The organism is Haliea sp. E17, from assembly GCF_048323675.1.
Lineage (GTDB): Bacteria > Pseudomonadota > Gammaproteobacteria > Pseudomonadales > Halieaceae > Mangrovimicrobium.
Window position 1 is genome coordinate 168,029 of sequence record NZ_JBLWFK010000002.1, and the last position, 20,007, is coordinate 188,035.

The 20,007-nt window shown below is 62.8% G+C and carries 19 protein-coding genes; 8 read left to right on the plus strand and 11 right to left on the minus strand.

Annotation, left to right across the window (positions count from 1 at the left end; genetic code table 11):
• Positions 1-232: 232 nt before the first annotated feature.
• A complete protein-coding gene (locus ACNKU3_RS03920; protein ID WP_418258109.1) occupies positions 233-1,102 on the plus strand; it encodes a hypothetical protein in 870 nt (289 codons plus the stop codon).
• A 2-nt stretch (positions 1,103-1,104) separates the two neighbouring features.
• Here ACNKU3_RS03920 and ACNKU3_RS03925 read toward each other — a convergent pair whose 3' ends face one another.
• Positions 1,105-1,281, minus strand: coding sequence for a hypothetical protein (locus ACNKU3_RS03925; RefSeq protein ID WP_418258110.1), 177 nt, complete (start codon positions 1,279-1,281; stop codon positions 1,105-1,107).
• Between the two features lie 112 nt (positions 1,282-1,393).
• On the opposite strand from ACNKU3_RS03925, the gene ACNKU3_RS03930 reads away from it, so the two are divergent.
• Positions 1,394-2,407, plus strand: a complete 1,014-nt coding sequence (locus ACNKU3_RS03930; RefSeq protein WP_418258111.1) for a DUF1214 domain-containing protein — start codon at positions 1,394-1,396, stop codon at positions 2,405-2,407.
• Between the two features lie 116 nt (positions 2,408-2,523).
• Positions 2,524-3,291, plus strand: coding sequence for a hypothetical protein (locus ACNKU3_RS03935; RefSeq protein ID WP_418258112.1), 768 nt, complete (start codon positions 2,524-2,526; stop codon positions 3,289-3,291).
• Positions 3,292-3,331: 40 nt separating this feature from the next.
• Here the strand turns inward: ACNKU3_RS03935 and ACNKU3_RS03940 are convergent, their stop codons facing one another.
• Positions 3,332-3,544 carry a DUF3565 domain-containing protein gene (locus ACNKU3_RS03940; protein WP_418258113.1) on the minus strand — a complete coding sequence of 71 codons (213 nt, stop codon included), beginning with the start codon at positions 3,542-3,544 and terminating at the stop codon, positions 3,332-3,334.
• A 133-nt stretch (positions 3,545-3,677) separates the two neighbouring features.
• On the opposite strand from ACNKU3_RS03940, the gene ACNKU3_RS03945 reads away from it, so the two are divergent.
• Both ACNKU3_RS03945 and ACNKU3_RS03950 read left to right on the plus strand, forming a co-directional pair.
• Complete coding sequence (locus ACNKU3_RS03945; protein WP_418258114.1) at positions 3,678-4,562, plus strand: hypothetical protein; 885 nt, start codon at positions 3,678-3,680, stop codon at positions 4,560-4,562.
• A gap of 46 nt (positions 4,563-4,608) precedes the next feature.
• Entirely contained in the window at positions 4,609-4,989 is a 381-nt protein-coding gene (locus tag ACNKU3_RS03950) for a hypothetical protein (protein WP_418258115.1), read from the plus strand.
• 28 nt (positions 4,990-5,017) lie between these two features.
• On the opposite strand, the gene ACNKU3_RS03955 is transcribed toward ACNKU3_RS03950, so the two are convergent.
• Positions 5,018-6,361: a class II fumarate hydratase gene (locus tag ACNKU3_RS03955; protein WP_418259017.1), complete on the minus strand. Its 1,344-nt coding sequence runs from the start codon at positions 6,359-6,361 to the stop codon at positions 5,018-5,020.
• A gap of 127 nt (positions 6,362-6,488) precedes the next feature.
• Here ACNKU3_RS03955 and acnA point away from each other — a divergent pair, with 127 nt between their 5' ends.
• The gene (gene acnA, locus ACNKU3_RS03960) at positions 6,489-9,218 is read left to right on the plus strand and encodes an aconitate hydratase AcnA (RefSeq protein WP_418258116.1); all 2,730 of its coding nucleotides are present in this window, start codon (positions 6,489-6,491) and stop codon (positions 9,216-9,218) included.
• 472 nt (positions 9,219-9,690) lie between these two features.
• Here acnA and ACNKU3_RS03965 read toward each other — a convergent pair whose 3' ends face one another.
• Together ACNKU3_RS03965 and ACNKU3_RS03970 are read right to left on the minus strand one after the other, a co-directional pair.
• Positions 9,691-10,395: an anti-sigma factor family protein gene (locus ACNKU3_RS03965; RefSeq protein WP_418258117.1), complete on the minus strand. Its 705-nt coding sequence runs from the start codon at positions 10,393-10,395 to the stop codon at positions 9,691-9,693.
• Positions 10,392-10,859: an RNA polymerase sigma factor gene (locus ACNKU3_RS03970; protein WP_418258118.1), complete on the minus strand. Its 468-nt coding sequence runs from the start codon at positions 10,857-10,859 to the stop codon at positions 10,392-10,394. Before ACNKU3_RS03970 ends, ACNKU3_RS03965 begins: the two co-directional genes overlap by 4 nt.
• A 194-nt stretch (positions 10,860-11,053) precedes the next feature.
• On the opposite strand from ACNKU3_RS03970, the gene ACNKU3_RS03975 reads away from it, so the two are divergent.
• Complete coding sequence (locus ACNKU3_RS03975; protein ID WP_418258119.1) at positions 11,054-12,838, plus strand: S8 family serine peptidase; 1,785 nt, start codon at positions 11,054-11,056, stop codon at positions 12,836-12,838.
• Between the two features lie 59 nt (positions 12,839-12,897).
• On the opposite strand, the gene ACNKU3_RS03980 is transcribed toward ACNKU3_RS03975, so the two are convergent.
• Complete coding sequence (locus ACNKU3_RS03980) at positions 12,898-13,746, minus strand: hypothetical protein (protein WP_418258120.1); 849 nt, start codon at positions 13,744-13,746, stop codon at positions 12,898-12,900.
• Between the two features lie 229 nt (positions 13,747-13,975).
• Between ACNKU3_RS03980 and ACNKU3_RS03985 the strand changes: the two genes are divergently transcribed.
• Entirely contained in the window at positions 13,976-14,245 is a 270-nt protein-coding gene (locus ACNKU3_RS03985) for a DUF3144 domain-containing protein (protein ID WP_418258121.1), read from the plus strand.
• Positions 14,246-14,257: 12 nt separating this feature from the next.
• Here ACNKU3_RS03985 and ACNKU3_RS03990 read toward each other — a convergent pair whose 3' ends face one another.
• The 5 genes from ACNKU3_RS03990 to ACNKU3_RS04010 all read right to left on the minus strand — a co-directional run bounded on the left by ACNKU3_RS03990 (position 14,258) and on the right by ACNKU3_RS04010 (position 19,999).
• Positions 14,258-15,718: an FMN-binding glutamate synthase family protein gene (locus tag ACNKU3_RS03990; RefSeq protein WP_418259018.1), complete on the minus strand. Its 1,461-nt coding sequence runs from the start codon at positions 15,716-15,718 to the stop codon at positions 14,258-14,260.
• 121 nt (positions 15,719-15,839) lie between these two features.
• Positions 15,840-16,922 carry a phosphotransferase gene (locus ACNKU3_RS03995; RefSeq protein WP_418258122.1) on the minus strand — a complete coding sequence of 361 codons (1,083 nt, stop codon included), beginning with the start codon at positions 16,920-16,922 and terminating at the stop codon, positions 15,840-15,842.
• A 34-nt stretch (positions 16,923-16,956) separates the two neighbouring features.
• Complete coding sequence (locus ACNKU3_RS04000; protein ID WP_418258123.1) at positions 16,957-17,796, minus strand: SDR family NAD(P)-dependent oxidoreductase; 840 nt, start codon at positions 17,794-17,796, stop codon at positions 16,957-16,959.
• 180 nt (positions 17,797-17,976) lie between these two features.
• Positions 17,977-19,053: an AraC family transcriptional regulator ligand-binding domain-containing protein gene (locus tag ACNKU3_RS04005; protein WP_418258124.1), complete on the minus strand. Its 1,077-nt coding sequence runs from the start codon at positions 19,051-19,053 to the stop codon at positions 17,977-17,979.
• A gap of 121 nt (positions 19,054-19,174) precedes the next feature.
• Positions 19,175-19,999, minus strand: a complete 825-nt coding sequence (locus ACNKU3_RS04010) for a phytanoyl-CoA dioxygenase family protein (protein ID WP_418258125.1) — start codon at positions 19,997-19,999, stop codon at positions 19,175-19,177.
• Positions 20,000-20,007 lie beyond the last annotated feature (8 nt).

Below are 20,007 nucleotides of genomic sequence, written 5' to 3' on the forward strand. Positions count from 1 at the left end.
GTACCAGTAATCGTTACCGATCCAGGCCTTCAGGTGGAAGTGGCTGCGTACGCCTGCAAGTGGATACCTATCGGTCCTTGACGGATTTATATCATCTACTAGCTTTTTAGCATTGATCGGACAATGGAGTCCTGTTGGGGTCAGGTTGAGGTCCGATGCATCAAGAGATGGAGCTTTTCGCAAACAAGGTGACTTGTCTATTCGACCAACCTGAAACAGCGAGGTACTCCGTATGAATCGCGTAACGAAGTTCTTTCAAACTCCACTGGTTTCGGCAATCGCTGCTTTAACGCTAGGGGCAGGTGGTTTGCCTGTTCGGGCTACCGAGCCTTGTGGGGATTTTGGCAAGTGCAAAGTCCTGGTCGAGATCAACTCTTCCGACGGCGATATTGGATTCCACTTCCTCGGTGATGCGGACGATTTGCGCTCCATGCGTATAACCGGTCCGAGTGGAGAAAAACTCTATGAAAATCGAGTTTTTGGTGCGTTCAGAAATCAAAAAATTACCGAGAATTTTGGCGAGAGCGCAGAGCCGTTGTGTTGGTTCGACCCAGAGGAAGACGAACTGGACGACGTGGTTACACTTCGGGAATTCGTTGATCGCTGGGCAGCCGGGACTTATATCTTTTCAGCAAAGGGTGAGAACGGTGAGAAGCTAACCGGCGAGACCGAGCTCACGTTTAATTTTCCAGCCGCCCCGAAAGACGTCGAATTCGATGGTAGTACCATCACCTGGACTGGGGGAGATGACCTTGGCAATTGCGCACCGATAGATGCAGAAGATGCAGAGGAAAATGGTGTCGAGCCGATCTCGGAAGTTACCGACATTATTCCCGACCCCTCTGGAGTGCCGGTTGCGGCGTTTGAGGTCGTCCTGGCTCCCGACGTGGAAGACGGCGTCCCTATCGGTGATGAGATTTTCAGCGTTCGTGTATCGGGAGCAACATTCGCGGTCGATGTGCCAGCTCTATATCTGCTGTCCTTGCCTGCGGATACCCCCGTCAAGATAGAGGTCGGCGCTATCGGCCTTGACGACAACGCGACATTCACGGAAGCAGATGGTTTTTGTATCAATGAGGATGAAGGCTGCGAGGAAGACTGAAATCACGCAGGGTCTCCGGCTTTCTCCAGCGAGGTGGAAGCGGTGGCAGCCAGCTCAAACATTTTGACCCCATCCAGTTGACCGCTATCGTTTTTGTGCGGATGAATCAATTGTGTGGAGGACATTAATTGATCGATATCAAGAGAAGGCGAAAACCAGGAAAAATAATTTACCGGCATGGACTATGCTGTTTTCTCCAACTTCCCGTTTTTGATGGCTTGTCTGGCATGTGGTGATAACGGGCCTTTGGCAATTATCGTTTGATCGAGCATTTAATGGGAAGCCAAAACTATGAAGAATATTTTTCTTGCTCTGACCGCGGTGCTCTCTCTGCTGCCATTTTCCACCCATGCCCAGACTGTCCCTGTCACTATGGAGAATTACGTCCGTGCAGAGAGTGATTTTCAATTCAAGGAGTACGCTGCCAAAGCGGGCGGGGTAGGTAAAATGCTCCATTTGCGAGAGGTCTACCCGGTAGAAAACCAGACCACGATCCGGGGAAATCGCGACACTCTGTATTCAATGGGTGTGTTTGACCTTATTTCTCCGGTCACCATTACCAAGCCGGATTCCGGAAAGCGTTTCCAGTCCTTGCTGGTTATTGACCAGGACAACTACAACCCGGTCCTGAAGAATGGCCCGGGTGAAGTCACGCTGACCCTGGATAATGTCGGAACCCGATACGCGATAGTCCTGTTTCGAACTTTTGTGAATCCCGACAGTTCGGAAGACATGCAGGCAGCCCACGACCTGCAGGACGCCATCAAGGTAACGCAGGCCTCTCCTGGTACACTGGTGTTGCCCGATTGGGACTTGGATTCGTTGAAGAAAACCCGAAATGCCATCAACGCTCTCGCCATTCAATCAAGCGATTTCTCTGCTGGTTTCGGCAAGCGGGGTGAAGTCGACCCGATTAGCCACCTGGGGGCGACCGCCCTGGGTTGGGGCGGAAACCCGTCGCGGGGAGCGACATACGTCAACGTTGTACCCGAGCAGAACGATGGCAAGACTCCCTACGTTCTCACGATGCCAAAAGATGTGCCAGTACAGGCTTTCTGGTCGGTTTCCGTTTATGACAAAGAGGGCTTCTTTGCGCCCAACAAATACAACGCTTACTCGCTGAACAATATCACGGGTAAAGCTAACAGGGACGGCAGTATCACGATCCACTTCGGAGGAGACCCCAAGCAGCCGAACTACCTGCCGATCACTGAGGGCTGGAACTACATTGTGCGGCTCTATCTTCCCGGCTGGGAGATTCTCGAGGGTAACTGGAACCCGCCTGCCGTCAAGCCCGCCAAGTGAAGTTGCTCGTCTCGCCGCTCTTCATATGCATGAGCCGCGATTGTTGTTTCGCTAGGACAGTTTGCCTGATTGAATTCCGGGAAATCTCGTAAACTGTCACCGCCAGGTCCCGGTAGGTGGATTGCGGAGGGCTTCCCTTGATCCAGGCATATCGTAAGAACACCTCCCTGCTTGCCGTGGTCCTGCTCGTCGCAGCCTGTGCGAGCAAACAACCCGAACCCCCCGGATTACCCTACGGGACGTTCTCATCCATTTCCCTGATCAGCCAGACTGACCTCATCGACATAGTCACGCCGGAAACAAAGACCGACCGGGCCAAGGAGGGATTCGGCAAGGGGGCAACGACCGGTGGCGTCAGCGGGATGGCCGCAGGCGCGGTCTGCGGGCCTTACTGGGGACTGTGCGCGGGCGGTTTTGGCTTGATCGGCTGGCTGGGCGGTGGTGTGGCCGGCGCCATGTACGGGTTTAGCGGGGTATCGGCGGAGGATTCCGCGGCACTGGAGCAAAAACTCCACGATCTGCAGCTCAACCGGGATTTCCAGTCGATACTGGTCGCCGAAGTAAAACGGCAGCTGCCCGATGGCATGCTCGCCCCGCCGGAGTCCGCCGAAATCCAGGCCATCCTGGTGCTCGAATCGATGGAGTTCGTGAACCGGGACCAGAAGATCTTCCTGAGAACCCACGCCAGGCTCACCTTTACGCTGGATGATTCCACCAGTGAACCCGCCATTGGCTCAAAAGTATTCAAGGCCCGCTCCGGTGCGTCCGACCTGGACAAGTGGTTGGCCGACGATTCGAGCGAAATGCAGGCGGCGGTCAGGGAATGCCTTGATCTGATTTCCGGGCGGGTCGCCGCGGCGCTGAACCAGCGTTGGGCGCCCTGACAATACCCCTGGCGCGAGCCCCGGGGTAGCTGGGCAAACCTCACGCGTGGTCCCAGTCCCGCGGCGCATGCTCGTCGCACTTGCGGCACTCCAGCAGGTGACCGAGCATTTTCCGCCTGCCCGCGGAAGCCACTACCCACGGGCGCATTACCCAGGGCGGGTTGTGCCGCACATGCTGGCAGTGGCCGCAGGCCAGTTCCGCGACCCAGTGCTGCTCCTCGTCGCGATGGTATCCCACGATCGCCTGCTGCATGGATTGTCTCTCCCGCTGCTGCCAGTGGCGTAATCGCGCTACACTGCTAGCGCAACTGGCCAAAAATGGAGGATAGCGTATGTGGCCCCGATGGACCCGCGTACTGCTGGCAGCCTGCCTTGGATTGGCAGTAATGACACCGGCTTTTGCCGCGCAGCAAGGGGAGGGGAATCCACCCGCCGGGCTGGTGGAATTGCGCGCGGTGGGAATGCAGTTCCAGGGGCCGGCTGAAATCGCCTCTGGCTGGACCACCTTTCGCTTCGTCAATGCATCGCCGATGACACACTTCGCGCTTATCGATAAACCCCCCGCGGGGGTGACCGCCGGGCAGTTTTCCACTGAACTGGCGGCCCCCTTCCAGGTGCTGATGGACGCCCTGAACGCCGGCGACGACGCCGCGGCGACGGCGGTAATGGAGACCTTCCCGTCCTGGCTCGCCGATCTGGCGCGGATGGGCGGCCCCGGCCTGCTGAGCGCGGGCCGCACCGGCGAGACCACGGTCTACCTCGCGCCGGGAGACTACATCATCGAGTGCTACGTCAAGAAAGACGGAATTTTCCATACCACCAGCCCGGGCGACGGGCAGCTGGGCATGCTGTTGCCGCTGCATGTCAGCGAGCAGGACAACGGCGCCGCAGAGCCTGGGTCCAACGTTACGCTGGCGGTGCGCAACAGCGGTTTCGAACTGGATGCCGGCAAGCTGGTCGCCGGCCGCAACACGATCAGGGTCGATTTCGTCGAGCAGCAGGCCCTGCCGTCGTTTGTCGGCAACGATGTGCACCTGATTCGCGTGGCCAGCGCGGTGGACACGGCGCTGGCCGATGCCTGGATGGACTGGCGCACGCAGGACGGGCTGCAGGACCCGGCCCCGGTGGAGTTCCTCGGGGGGCTGCAGGACCTGCCCGCGGGCAGCCACGGTTATTTCACTGTGGACCTGGCGCCTGGCAGGTACGCGTTTATCGCCGAGATGCCCGCACCCCTGGCGGCGGGCTTCGTGCTGCCATTCAGCGTCGAGTGATGGCGGAATCGGTACGGTGAACAGGAAGGCGGGAGACCGGAGTGCCATGGGCGAGAACAGCTGGCTCGATGACAGTACCTACATCAGCTTTTCGACATTGAAGAGGACCGGGGAGTGGGTGGATACCCCGGTCTGGTTCGCGCCCGGCGCGGATTGTTTCTATATCTTCAGCGCGGGCGGCGCCGGCAAGGTGAAGCGCCTGCGCAACTTTTCCGCCTGCCGCGTCGCCCCCTGTACCTTCAGTGGCACACTGCTCGACGAATACCGCACGGGCAGCGCCTGGCTGATCGACGACCCCGCGGGCCAACAGTTCGCCCTGCAGGCCCTGCGGCGCAAGTATGGCCCGCAGATGTGGGCGGCGGACATCGGCGCGAAACTCAGCGGCCGTTTCTCCCGCCGCCAGTACATCGGGTTTCGACTGGACTGAGCGGGAGACTCCCCGCGTCGCGACCCGCTCAGTTCATTGAATTGGTCAGGCGGCGCGGGTCCAGCAGTTCTGCGAGTTCCTCGCGCGGCAGCCCGGTTTCCTCCTCGGCGACATCGAGCACCGGGCGCTTTTCCGCATAGGCGCGCTTGGCGATCACCGCCGCCTGTTCATAGCCGATGCGCGCATTCAGCGCGGTAACCAGTATCGGATTGGACGCGAGATTGGCCTCTATCCGTTCCCGGTTGACCTGGAATCCGCTGGTGCTGCGCGCGCTGGCGGCGCAGGCCCAGGTCAGGCCCTCGATACTGCCCAGCAGTTTTTCCGCGATCAGCGGCAGCATCACGTTGAGCTGGAAACTACCCGATTGCGCGGCGATGGTGACGCTGCTGTCGTTGCCGATAACCTCGGCGGCGACCATCAGTACGGCTTCCGGCAGCACCGGGTTGACCTTGCCGGGCATGATCGAGGAGCCCGGTTGCAGGGCTTCGAGGGTGATCTCGGCGAGACCGGAGAGGGGCCCGGAGGACATCCAGCGCAAATCGTTGTTGATCTTGGTCAGCACGACGGCCAGCGCGCGCAGGGCGGCGGACAATTCCAGGGCCACGTCCTGGCCCGCCATGCGGGAAAAGGGGCTGGGCGCCACGCTGAAGTGCAGGCCGCACAGTGTCGAGAGTTCCGCGGCGGCTGCGGTGGGGTAAAGCGCAGGGACGTTGACCCCGGTGCCCACCGCGGAACCGCCCAGGGGCAAACTGCCGAGGCGCGGCTGCAGCTCGCCCAGGCGCTGCTGGCAGTCCTGCAACTGGGCCGACCAGCCACCCAGTTCCTGGCCAAAGGTGAGCGGCATGGCATCCATCAGGTGGGTGCGGCCGGTCTTGGTGACGGTGGCGAGTTCGAGCGCCTTGCTGTCGACAGCACTTACCAGCGCCGCCAGCGCGGGTTCCAGTTGCCTGGCCAGCGCTTCCAGTGCCGCGACCTGGATGGCCGTGGGCACCACGTCGTTGCTGCTCTGGCTGCAGTTGGCGTGGTCGTTGGGGTGGATGGCGAGGCCGCTGCCGGTGCTGGCGAGGTGGGCGATCACCTCGTTCATGTTCATGTTGCTGCTGGTGCCGGAGCCGGTCTGGAACACGGATACCGGGAACTGGTCGGCGTAGTCGCCGCGGGCGACCTGCAGGGCCGCGTTTTCCAGCGCCTCGCTGACAGCTGGTTGCAGCGCGCCGCACAGCGCGTTGGCCCGGGCCGCCGCGCACTTGACCAGTGCCAGGGCGCGGATGAAACCGGCGGGCATGCGGCGCCGGGACAGGCCGAAGTTGTCAACCGCCCGCTGGGTCTGCGCGCCGTAAAGGGCATCCGCGGGCACCAGTACCTCACCCATGCTGTCGTGTTCGCTGCGCTGTTTCACACCGCTCTCTCCTGCGCCATGCCGTTCTCCCCTGCTATAGTTAGTGCGGAATGCCCCTACAGCATAGCGCGCCCAGGCCGCGGCGGGCCAATCAGGAGGAATGGTTATGAGCAGTCGGTACTCCCGGGAATCCAGCCTGAACGTCGGTGGTGAGAACTTCACCATCTATCCCTTCGACGGACTGGGCGAGGTCGGGGATGTAACCCGGCTGCCATTTTCCCTGAAAATCCTGCTCGAAAACCTGCTGCGCCACGGCCACGAGGATTATGTCACCGACGACGATATCGAGGCGCTGGTCAAATGGGACCCGCAGGCGACGCCCGACCAGGAAATCGCCTTTGTCCCGGCCCGCGTCCTGCTGCAGGATTTTACCGGCGTGCCGGCCATCGTGGACCTCGCGGCGATGCGCGACGCCATGGTCGAGCTCGGCGGCGAGCCGGCGAAGATCAATCCGCTGTCGCCGGTGGAGCTGGTGATCGACCACTCGGTGATGGTTGATTATTTCGGCAGCGAGGATTCGCTCGACCGGAACACCGCGGTGGAGATCGAGCGCAACCTGGAGCGCTACCGCTTCCTGCGCTGGGGCCAGCAGGCCTTCGACAATTTCCGCGTGGTGCCGCCGGGCACCGGCATCGTCCACCAGGTCAACCTGGAATACCTCGCCCGCGGGGTGTTCACCGCGGAGCAGGGCGGCCGCCGGCTCGCCTATCCGGATACGCTGGTGGGCACCGACTCCCACACCACCATGATCAACGGCCTCGGCGTGCTCGGCTGGGGCGTCGGCGGCATCGAGGCGGAGGCCGCCATGCTCGGCCAGCCGGTCACCATGCTGATTCCCCAGGTCGTCGGGTTCCGGCTGAGCGGCAAAATGCCCGAGGGGGCGACGGCGACCGACCTGGTGCTGATGGTGACGGAGCTCTTGCGCAAGCACGGTGTGGTCGGCAAGTTCGTCGAATTCTTCGGCCCGGGTCTCGCCAGCCTGACCCTGGCGGATCGCGCCACCATCGCCAACATGGCGCCGGAGTACGGGGCCACCTGCGGTATCTTCCCGGTGGACGAGAAAACCATCGAGTACCTGCGCCTGACCGGGCGCGACGAGCAGCAGCTGGCGCTGATCGAAAGCTACATGAAGACCATGGGCATGTGGCACGATGACAGCAGCCCGGACGCCCACTACAGCTCCGGGCTCAGCCTCGACCTGGCCACTGTCGAGCCGTCCCTCGCCGGGCCCAAGCGCCCCCAGGACCGCATCGCCCTGGGCGCGGCGAAGCGCAGTTTCCAGCAGGTGCTGCAGGAGTTCCACGACCTCCACGTCACCCCGGTGGAGGAGTCGTCCTGGGCCGGGGAGGGCGGCAGCCCGCCCGCCAGTATCGAGGCGGTGAAGGGTGTCCAGGTCAACCGCGACGGGGATGCATTTCACCTGCAGCACGGCGCGGTGGTGATCGCCGCGATCACCAGTTGCACCAATACCTCCAACCCGGCGGTACTGGTAGCGGCCGGGCTGGTGGCGCGCAAGGCCCGTGAGCTGGGCCTGGCGGTCAAGCCCTGGGTGAAGACCAGCCTGGCGCCGGGTTCCAAGGTGGTTACCGAGTACCTGGAAAAGACCGGCCTGCTGGCCGATCTCGAAGCCCTCGGGTTTTACCTGGTGGGTTACGGCTGCACCACCTGTATCGGCAATTCCGGGCCGCTGCCCGACGACATCACCGCGGCGATCCACAGCGGGGACCTGCTGGTGACCTCGGTGCTTTCCGGCAACCGCAACTTCGAGGGGCGCATCCACCCGGACGTACGCGCCAATTACCTGGCCTCGCCGCCGCTGGTGGTGGCCTACGCGCTGGCGGGCAATATGGGCCTCGATCTCGCCACTGACGGCGTGGGCAGCGACGCCAATGGCAATGTCATCAAACTGGCGGACATCTGGCCGACCTCCGACGAGATCAACGCGCTGGTCGCGGCCAATGTCGACCCGCAGATGTTCAAGGAACGCTACGCCGACGTCTATACCGGCAACCAGGTGTGGAACGACCTGCCGGTGGCGGCGAGCGAGCGTTTCGACTGGCCGGAATCCACCTACGTGCGCAAACCCACCTTCTTCGACGGGATGCCGGCGCAGCCGCGCCCGCTGGAGGCGATCGTCGGGGCGCGCTGCCTGGTCAAGGTGGGGGACAGCGTGACCACCGACCATATCTCGCCCGCGGGGGCCATCGCGACGGACAGCCCGGCCGGCAAGTACCTGGTGGAGCACGGCGTGGCGCAGAAGGATTTCAATTCCTACGGTTCCCGGCGCGGCAACCACGAGGTGATGATGCGCGGCACCTTCGCCAATGTCCGCCTGCGCAACGAACTGGCGCCGGGTACCGAGGGCAGCTGGACCACCTGCTTCGTCGACGGTCACCAGACCTCCATTTTCGACGCCGCGGAGCGCTACCGGGAGGCGGACGAGCCCCTGGTGGTGATCGCCGGCAAGGAATACGGCACGGGCTCCTCCCGCGACTGGGCCGCCAAGGGGCCGTCACTGCTGGGGGTGCGCGCGGTCATCGCCGAGAGCTACGAACGGATCCACCGCTCCAACCTCGTGGGCATGGGGATACTACCCCTGCAGTTCCTGCCCGGGGAGAGCGCCGCCAGCCTCGGTCTCAACGGCGAGGAGCACTTCGATATCCCGGTGGTCGAGCCCGGCCAGGGCCGGATCGAGGTGATCGCCCGGGAAAACGGCGGCGAACCGGTGATTTTCGAGGCGGTGGTGCGTATCGATACGCCCAACGAGTTCAGCTATTACCGGCACGGCGGTATCCTGCACTATGTCCTGCGCCGCCTGGCCGGGGAATAATTCAAAATTTTTTCACTATCGGTGGAATAAATCCCCTGGCCCACCCGTCAACCCTGTGAGTGGAGTGAAACACCACACCAGAGGTAACGGGTGAACGGCCAATTGGGTACGCATCGCAAGGCCCCAGAGCCACCACAGAATGCGTGGCCGTCACTGCAGACCTCACTTATTCCCGCGGGCCGCCGGAGAGGATCCGGCCGGCCTGCGTGTTCAGTCTCTCAGAGCGGGGACCGCTAGCCCTCCGCCCTGGTCTCCAGGGCCTGTCGTCTACATGGGGCGACAGGCCCTGTCTCGCTTTCCCCCTCTATCCAAGCCATTCGACCGATTGCCGCCCGCTGTGGCGCCGGGTCTCGCGTAGTTGCCTGGCGGTATCAGCAGCGGGGCGCTACTCGGGCTTAACTGCGGGCAAAAAAAAGGCCGCAGCGTCAGCAAGCGGCCAGCAAAAATGTGCCCGTAAGGCAGGAAAGAAGACTCAGTCGGCCTTCCAGTCGCCGGCGATAAGCGCGGATTCCTCGCCCGCGGACAGGGCGATGCCATCGGCGCGACGGGCGGTGTAATCGGCCACCGCGTCGACATCGAAGGAGGAGGCCGGGCGGAACATCTCGGGCCCGCCGTCGGGCAGCTCGGCGGCTACTGCGATGCGGGTTTCCCACTTGCCCTGGTCGCGGCAGGCCACGCCCCGCGAGCCCTTGCCCTGGTTGTCCAGCAGGAATTCGCGGCACCAGGCGCCGTCCACGTCACGGAAGGTGAGGATCGGCCGGATGCGGCGATCGCCGGCCAGCGGCTGCCAGCCGGTAGCCATGGAAGGGGTGATTTCCAGTACGTCGGCCACTGTCGGGCCGCTGGGTTTGCCGGTTTGCAGCTGTACGGCGAGCAGGGCGCCGGCTGCGGCGACCAGGGATGCGGCGACCGCGTAGTGCCACTGCCGGTTTTTGCGGAAGGCCGCTGCCGGGGCCGCCGGGCGCAGCAGTGCCGCCACGTGCGCGGGTACGTCACCGCGGCCGGCAAGGCTGAGCTGGATGTTCTGGTCGAGTGCCGCCAGTTGGTTCAGCGTCGCGCGCAAAGCCGGTTCTGCCTGCAGGCGCTGGGCAATGCGGCGCGTGGACAGCTCGTCCAGTTCCCCGTCGAGGTACTGGGATAGCAGTTCAAAATCGCTGTCGTTGATCTCTGGTTTCATTGCTCTGTAGTCCCCGAATTCAGGGTTTGTAATAACTGCTTTCTTGCTCTGGCGATCCGGCTCATGATGGTGCCGGTCGGTACATTCAATATTGCCGCCGCTTCCGCGTAGGTCTTGCCGTCGATCGTGACCAGGGTCAGGGCCAGTCGCTGTTCCTCGGGCAGTTGCGCCAGCGCCGCGGAAACCGCGGCCACCTCGCGCTCGCTCTCGGCTATCGCCTCGGTGGCGAGGGAGGCTTCCGACTCGTCCACCGTTTCCGGGTAACGGGCCCGGACTTCCCGCGAGCGAAGCTCGTCAATCCAGACATTGCGGCAAACCCGGTAACTCCACTTCATCGGGTTGGCGTCACCAGGCATGCCTTTCTGGAGAATCCGTTCCACCGTCGCCTGCAGCAAATCGTCCGCATCGGCGTTGTTGCCGGTGAGCGAGTAGCAGAACCTGCGCAGGCCGCTCAACTCGGCCATCAGATTCTCGCGCTGTGAATTACTGAGCGCTGCCATATCTTTCCTGTTAAAATGAGGACGTCCCAGCGTCCAATTTTATTCCCTGGCTGGAATATTTATCACGCCCGGAACGTCTTATTTACAGCTGTCCAAGTCCACTAACAACGGTAGATACTACCATGTTTAGTCGCAAATCATTGAAAAACAAAGAGAACATGGGCTGTAAGTGGGTATCACCCCTCGCCGTACTGGCCTTTGCCTCCGCCCTGTCGATGACCCCGGTTGCCCCGCTGCACGCGCAGGTCCCCGGCGCGCTTACCGGTTCGAACGACCAGATCGAGGAGCAACTCGAGAACGAAGTCGAAGAGCAGGTGCAGGAGGAAGTCCAGGAAGAGGTGGCCGATGCCACGGAACAGGTGGTCGAAGAGGAAATCGACCGGCTGACCCTCGGTGTCGACCCGGCCCTGGAAGCCATTATCGAAGCCCAGCTCGAAGAAGAGGTGGCGAATAGCGTCGAAGAGGAAGTCGAGGAGTCGACCGAGGAGATCGTCGAAGAGACGGTGGACGACGCGATCGGGGACGCGGTAGAGGAACAGATCGCCAACACGGTTACCGAAGAACTCGAGGAAAACGTCGAGGAAACCGTCGAAAATTCCGTGGAGAACACCGTTGCCTCACAGGTAGAGGAAGCTGTCACCGCCGAGGTCGAGGCTTCCGTCGAGGAGAGCGTCGCCCAGAGTGTCGAGGAAAGCGTGGACGCCGGAATCGCCGACCAGGTTGAGGAAAGTGTGGCCGGTGCCGTGGAAGAGACAGTCGAGTCCCAGCTGACTGACGCTATCGCCATGGTGACCGAAAGCCGTGCCGAGGACGTTGTCGATGAGCGCCTCGACACCCAGATCGACAATATTCTCGATGACCTGGAAACCAACCTCGAGGCCGACGAGGAGCGCATCCACAGTGACCAGTGGCTGGTCATGGCAGAACCCCTGGTGTTCGAGGAACTGGCCGAACAGGGCTATCTCTTCGATACCGTCACCGACCTTCCCGCCCTGGGCATGCGCCTGGCGGAGGTGGCCGGTCCGTCCAGCTTCGACATCACGGCGGTGCGCCGCGGGGTGCTCGACGTGGTGGGCAAGGACCGGGCAGAAGTCGACCTCAACCACATCTATACCGCAGGGGCCGAAACCGAGGTGGCGGCATCCGGCCTGACCCCGCGCGCGGCGGCGCAATTGCCGGCGGCGGTGGCATCCGAGCAGATGGCGCCGCGCATCGGTATGATTGACAGCCTGGTCGATACCAGCCATCCCGCACTTGCGCAGGCGCACATCAACAGCCGCAGTTTCGTCGCCGACGGCGCCACCATGCCGCGCTATCACGGCACCGCCATCGCCTCGATCCTGGTAGCCAATTCCAGTGATTATGTGGGCCTCGATCCCTACGCGGAAATCTATGCCGCCGCAGTGTTCCAGCAGGATGAAAAACGCGGCGAGATCGCGTCGACCGTAAGCCTGTTGCGGGCGCTCGACTGGCTGATGGCCAGTGATGTCGACGTCATCAATATCAGCCTGGCAGGGCCGCCCAACCGCCTGCTGGAAACCGCGCTGAAGCGGGTGCATGAACGCAATATCCTGGTGCTGGCCGCTGCCGGGAATGGCGGGCCGGTGTCCTCGCCGATGTATCCGGCGGCCTACGATACCGTGGTCGCGGTGACGGCGGTGGATGAGTCGCACCGGGTATTCCGCCTGGCCAACCGCGGCACCTACCTCGACATCGCTGCCCCCGGCGTGGGCCTCCTGCACGCCAAGGCGGGCGGTGGCTACGCGGCGTCGTCGGGCACGTCCTTCGCGGTGCCTTTCGCCGCCAGTGCCGCCGCTGCGCTGCGCCGGCAGAATCCCGGCGTCGACGTCATGGGCCAGTTGTACCGCTCAGCCGAGGACCTCGGCCCGCCGGGAAGGGACGACATCTACGGCTACGGCCTGCTGCGCTTCCAGGGCTCCTGATCCAGCCGGGGCCCCCGCTGGGGTCCCTCCCGATTACAGGCTCCCGGTGCCCAGCCTGCTTACCAACTGTAGGACACCCGTGTGCCGATGACGTACTGGTCGTAATCGGCGCTCGGGTAGTTCGAGGCGTAGTCGGCGTAGCCGCCGTAGAGTTCCAGGCTGGCGCGAGGGGTGACATCGTAGGCGAGGTCGAATTTCCAGCGCTGCCGCCGGTCCCAGCGCTCGGTCATGATGCTCGGGGTAATCGAACTGTAATTCCGGTATTCGTAGCGCCAGGCCAGTTCCAGCTTGAGGGCGCGTTCGTAAACATCCCAGCGATGGATATAACGCAGCTTGGCTTCGTTGGACGCATAGTCATACTGGTCTGCGTCGGCGTCTTCCCGCTTGTACTTGTATCCCGCATTGAAATAACTGCGCAGGCCGCGACGGAAAAAATACACGTCGAGTTCGCCCGAGTTGCTCAGGGCATCGCGCCCGGGGTTCTGTTCGATCCGCTTGTCGGCGTAGACGTAGGCGCCGCGCAGGAACCACTTCTTGGCCAGGAAGCCCGAGACATAGGGCGACGCCCGGTAGTATTCCAGGAAGGCGTTGCCGTCGAGGCGGGCGTTGATGTAGTACAGGCTGCCGCCGGCGCTTGCCGGTCCGAGGTCCGTGGCGAAGTTGCCGCCCAGCAGGTGGGTCTGGCGATCCAGGTTGGAAAACTCGTGGTACGAGGTATCGCTGAAATTGTAGGTGAAGGACAGGTCCGTAGCGGAGCTGAACTGGTGGTCCGCCTGTAGCCTGGCGTCCAGGGTCAGCGCGTAGTCACCCTGGCTGCTGCTGGCATCCAGTTCGTCGATCGACACGTTACTGTCGTATTCCCCCCCGATGCCGACTTCCGCGGAAAATTCGGTTGCCTTGGTCGCCATTGCCGGCTGGCACAGCAGGAGCAGCGCGAGTGCACAAAGACATCCAACCGAATTGACGGGCTGATCCATAGGGTATTCTGGGGGTGCTTTAACATTATTGCTGTGGGCGGGTGGCATCCATGATAGCAAAGTTTCGCGACAATCGAGTCTCTTGCGAGGCGGGAGATTGCGGAAAGTGCTAGAATCGCGCGCCTTGCAGCCAGCCCTGACGAATACAGAGGAAACCGACATGGCCAAATCCGACGCGGAACTCCACCACGAGTGTGTCAACCGCATTATCGCGCTCGCCAACACCATGAAAGACGAGGGTGCCAGTACGGCCATCGTATCTGCGGCGCTGATGTCAGCGTCCGCCGTCTATGCAACCTACGTGGCCGCCGGCAATAGCGGCGCGCTGGCACCCAGCGGGGTCGACAAGGTGGTGGATGCCTATCGCGGCCAGCTGGTGCGGGTACAGGAGAAGCGCAAGGCTGAAATCGACGCTGCGCAGTCCTCCTGAGCGGCAGCAGCGTCAGCGATACTCCGCGGCGGTCTCGACTTCGGGGTAGCGCTCGCTCATCGGCTCCGGGTAGCCCCGGGCATCGATGATACAGGCGTGGGAGCGGTTGAACTGCCGCGGATGATTGACCCCGCAGGAGTGGGCGATGATCTCCACTTCGTGGCGCATGTTGCGGGCGAAATTCGCCACGCGCACGGCCTTGTCCGTGGGGTCCAGCCCCTTCTGTAAATCCGTATCGTGGGTGGTGACGCCGGTGGGGCAGGTATTGCGATTGCATTGCATGGCCTGGATACAGCCCAGCGAAAACATGAAACCGCGCGCCGTATTGACGCTGTCCGCGCCCAGGCACAGGGCGGTGGCCACATCGACCGGGTTGATCAGCTTGCCCGAGGCGATGATCCGCACCCGGTCACGCAGCCCGTAATAGGTCAGTTTGTCCGCCAGCAGCGGCAGGCTGCGGCGAATCGGCAGGCCCATATTGTCGATCAGGCTTTGCGGTGCGGCGCCACTGCCACCGTCTCCGCTGTCCACCGTGAAAAAGTCCGGGGCATACTGCAGCCCGCGCTGCCGTATGCGCTGGCACATGTCATCCAGCCAGGCGGAATGCCCGATGACCGCCTTGATGCCGGTCGGCTTGCCGCTCACCTCGCGCACGTGGTGAATCATGTCCAGCAGGTCGTCCACCGAGTTGATCTCGGGATGGCGGTTGGGACTGATGGAATCCTGGCCCGCGGGAATGCCGCGGGTGGTGGCGATCAGGTCGGTCACCTTGATGCCGGGGAGTATGCCGCCCTTGCCGGGCTTCGCACCCTGGGAGAGCTTGATCTCGAACATGCGAACCTGCTCGATGGCCGCGATCTCGGCCAGCTTCTCGTCACTGAGCCCGCCGTGTTCATCGCGCACGCCGTACTTGGCAGTACCGATCTGGAACACGATGTCGCAGCCGCCCTGCAGGTGATAGGGCGACAGCCCGCCCTCGCCGGTATTCAGCCACACCCCCGATTGTCCCGCCCCGTGTGACAACGCGGTGATCGCCGGGGCGGAGAGGGCGCCGAAACTCATCGCCGAGATGTTGAAGAACGAGTTGCTGAGGTAGGGTATACGGGCATAGCCCTGGCCGAACCAGAGTTCGTCGCCCCCGTGTATTTCCCCCTCCAGCGGCGCCAGCAGGGTGTTGAGGAAAATTACCTGGCCGGGCTGGTTCATCGGCTGCGTGGAGCCGAAGGCCACCGTGGAGTCGAGGTTCTTGGCGGCCCGGTAGACCCAGGTGCGCTGGGCGCGGTTGAAGGGCAGTTCCTCCCGGTCGAGGGCGAAGAAATACTGGCGAAAGAATTCCCCGAGGTGCTCGAAGAGATAGCGGAAGCGCCCGAGCACCGGGTAGTTGCGGCGAACCGCGTGTTTGGTCTGGGTGACATCGGCGATGTACATCCAGGCCAGCCAGACCAGGAAACCCAGTATGGCCAGCACCACCATCAGCGAACTGATCTCGATAAAATCGATGGTGAAGTTACGCAGGGTGCTCGACTGGATATCCACGTGGTCGCCTCATCGGTTTGCAGTGGGGCACCAGTCTAGCGGTTGCGGCAGTGATCGCCTAGATGTTCGCCAGCAGGCGATCGATATCGTGCTCCAGCATGGCGTTGTTCACCCGGGCGATATTGGCGGTATTCACCGATTCGGTCTGGTATTCGGACTCGGTGGTCATCCAGATGAAGTGGCCGTAGACGAGGAATACGCCGTACTGGTGCATGGCCTCGTCAAAGCCCGGCGCGTCCACGCCGTTGTCCCGCAGCGCGTCCAGGTAGTGCTGTACCAGGGCCCCTTCCCAGCGCGGCCGGTCGGCGCTGTCGACGGACGCGGAGATATGGTAGGAGACCTCGATCATGCCCGGGCCGCGGCTGGCGAGGGTGTCGAAGAAACCGGGGGTGCCGTCTGCCGCGATGAACAGGTTGCCCAGGTGAATGTCGCCGTGCAGTACGCTGTAGGGCAGTTGCTTGGCAAAAACCTTCATTTTCTGCCAGGCGTCCAGCATCCAGTCGCGGTCCTGGAAGCGTACCGAACAGGCCACACCGCGGGGGGATGCAATAAACCGCTGCCAGGTCGCCGGTGCGGTTTTCAGGGCGAAGAAATTGTCGACGGTGTCGAGGAAGTCGACCAGGTCTTCCCACTCGCCGCCGGCTTTTACCGAGGGACTGTCCCAGGTGCTGGCGTGGAATTTCGCCAGTACTTCCAGGCGCCTTGCCACCTGCTCGAAAGCCTGGGGTCGGGTGGCGTGGCAGAAGGTCGCGCCGCTGGCGACGAGGTCTTCCATGATGATGATGCCCTGCTTGCCCTGGGCGTCGAAGTCGGCGAAGTAGCAGGCCGGGGCCGGCAGGGGAATGCGGGTGAGCACATCGCGATACCCGCGAACCTCGCGCTCGTGCATGTAGCCGAAATCGCGGCTGTGCGGTTCGAAGCCGCCTTTCAGGATCACCAGTTCCGGGATGCCGGCCTGTTTGCCCGCCTCGTCGAGGTCCAGCCGCAGGCGAATCTTCGAGCTGGTGCCGCGGATGGCGTCGACAAACTCGAAACCCCTCACCGTTACTTCCGGTGCGCGCTGGCGCAGCGCCGCGGTCAGCCAGTCGGCGGAAATTTGCTCTTCAGTGACAGGCAGCGGAAAGTAAGCGGCTTGGGTCATGTTTTCACTCCGTTATTGTTTTACTGGTGGTGGTTTACATCTGCATGGCCCGGGTCTGGGCGTCGAGAATCTGCTGGACGTGGTTGACGCTGTCGCCGACGGAAACCCCGCCGTCCACCGGGATGACGATACCGGTGACCTGTTGCGAACGGTCACTGCCGAGGTAGAGCGCAGCTTCCGCCACGTCTTCCGCGCGGCCTTCACGCTTGATCGGCTGGTCGGCGAAGTTGATCTCGTCGAGGTCGCGCTGCAGCTGATTGAAACCGGCCTCGCTCATGCCGCCGGCGGACCAGCTGGACATGGTGGTGCGGATATGGCCCGGATTGATGATGTTCACGCGCACGTTGTGCTGGGCGAGGTCGATCGCCGCGCACTTGCTGAAATGCAGTACCGCGGCCTTGGACGCGCGGTAGGTGACCACGCCGAAACCGGCGACACTGCCGCCGATGGACGCCGTGTTGATAATCGAGCCGCCGCCGTGTTTCGCCATGTGGCGGGCGGCGCGCTGGGTGCCCAGCATCACGCCGAGCAGGTTGACGTCCATGACCTTGCGGAAATCCGTGAGGTCGTCGTCGAGGAAACTGGGGAAGAGCCGGTTGGACACTGCGGCGTTGTTGAACATGATATGCAGGCCGCCGAAGGTCTCCACGGCAAAATCCACCACGCCCTGGACGTCCGCCTCGCTGGAGACATCGGTGCGGCGATAGCGAACCCGCTCGCCGAGCGCTTCCGCCAGCTGTGGGCCGCGCTCGTCGTCGACGTCAGCGATGACGACGCTGGCGCCTTCGCGGGCAAACAGTTCCACACTGGCGCGGCCGATGCCGCTGGCGCCGCCGGTTACGATGGCGACCTTTCCTGCCAGTTCCTCTCTCATGGTGTACTCCTGATCTTGCAGTTGTGGCTGTGCGCCGCGCCGGCCTGGTGGCCGCGGGCGGGTGTCCACAGTGGTGAATGGTAGTGCTTGCTACGAGTGTTCAGCTCGATATGTCACGCACAAGTTTATACACCAGAACCCCGCTGCGTTACTGGCAATAAAACTTTACCCAGCGCGCACTCAAAAGCCGGCGGCGGGCTGGCCTGCGGGGCGCTCGCTGAGGCGGAAGGATTTGGGGGTGAGGCCGGTGGCCCGCTTGAAGGCGCGGCCGAAGCTGGTCTGTTCGGCATAGCCGAGCTGGAAGGCGATTTCGTCGAGGGAGCAATCGCTCCACAACAGTGCGTGCTTGGCCAGCTTGATGCGCTCGTTCTGCACGATCTCGGAGAACTTGATGCCCATGCGGGTCAGGCGTTTCTGCAGTGTGCGGGTCGAGGTGCCGAGGTTATCCGCGCAGTTATCCAGCGAACACTGCCCGGCGGAGAGCGCACGGCGCACGCTGGATTCCACCTGTTCCACGAAATCCACCCGGGTGTTGTTGCGCAATTGTTCCATGCAGCCGCCGAGCAGGGCGAACAGCATGCGGTTGGCCGAGGGCAGGGGGCGGTCGAGGAACTCGCTGGAGAAGGCAATGGCGTTGGCCTGTGCCCGTCCGTGCACGCGGCAGCCGAGGCGCTCCTGCAGCCGCAGGCTGTCGCCGCGGGCGACGTTGCAGGTCAGGCTGGCGTAGCTCGGGCGGAAGTTCGCACCGTCGAGCTTCTGCAGGATTTTCAGGATCAGCAGGATGCCGTGATAGTGGATCTGGGTGCGTTCGCCGACCCCGATGTGGGTATTCCAGCGCAGTTCGGCGACATCCTTGCCGGTGACCAGGTCCATTGCGCATTCCGGGGATACGGACACCTGCACATAGTCGATCAGGCAGTTCAGTGCTTCGCGCACATTGGGCGCGGCGCGGGCGAATACCAGCGCGCAGCCGTAGACGTCCGGATCCTGCAGTTCCGCGAGGTGCATGCCGAAGAGCGGGTCCTGGAGGCGGTTGGCGCAGTGCTCGAGCAGGTTGACCGCGGTAATGCACTCGATGTCCCGGTCCGGGTCGTCGAAGACCAGGGGGTCGATGTCGTGGAATTCGAGGATGCGGCGCGGGTCTTCGCCGAGCCGGCTGACCAGCCCGGTGAGGCCGCTGAGGTACCCCACCCGGATGCGCCCCTGGGGCGGGAGAGCTATCTCCGGTGCGGTAAAATTGGGGACGAACGGTTGCACGTAAATCCTCCCAGCCCCAGCGCGGGTGCAGTGACCACCGGCCATTGCCCGCGTGCAGCCTGGCTATTTTCTATTGTTATGTGGCGTTAGCTTATCCCCAGTACAGCGACTGTGCAACTGCTCAGTCACTGCCCCGGGCCAGGGTGGGAAAGCGGTCTTCGTCCAGTAGCTGGTAGGGTTTCAGGTGCGACGGGTCGAAGGCCTCGGGCGGGGCACCGTTCCAGTGGGCATCCGCCGGGAGCATGGAGGTGATCAGCGCCCAGCGCGGCGTATCCGACAGGTTGGCGCCGGCGCCGTGCACTGTCAGGTGGTTGTGGACCGTGACATCGCCCAGTTCATAGGTCATCGGCTCCGAGACCTCGAGGTCCAGCAGTTCCGGCCAGACTTCGGTTATGTCGCGACCCTCGTAGGCGGTGTAGTTACCGAGAACACCCATCTTGTGGGAGCCGTTGATAAAGGACATGGTGCCTTTCTCCGGCCCACAGGGCTGCAGGGGAATCCAGAACTGCATGCCGCCGGAACGGTCCATGGCAAAGGTGATGAAGTCCTGGTGGAAACTGGTGGGGCCATTGCCGCCGCGCGCCGATGCCTTGCCCGCCGGCAGCTTGGGTACGAAGGTGTCGAAGAAATAGCGGACGCCGGTGCCGCACTTGCGATTCATCAGCAACTTCGCGTTTTCCGCAACCGCGATCAGCAGTGCCTTCAGTTCGGGCACGTCCAGGCCGCCACAGGGAAAGGGGTTGAAGTAGGGTTGGCGGATACCGAAATCCTCGTTGCTGGCACCGTCCTCGCCCATCAGCATGATGCCGCGATCGAGCAGCGCCTGGACGATGGCCGGGCGCAGGAAACCCCTGAGTTTCACCCAGCCGTGCTCGTCGTAGAAAGCGATTTCTTCCGCGCTGACCGTGCGGCAGGGACTCGGGGTTTGGCTAAGCGTTGTAGTCATGGCTTCTT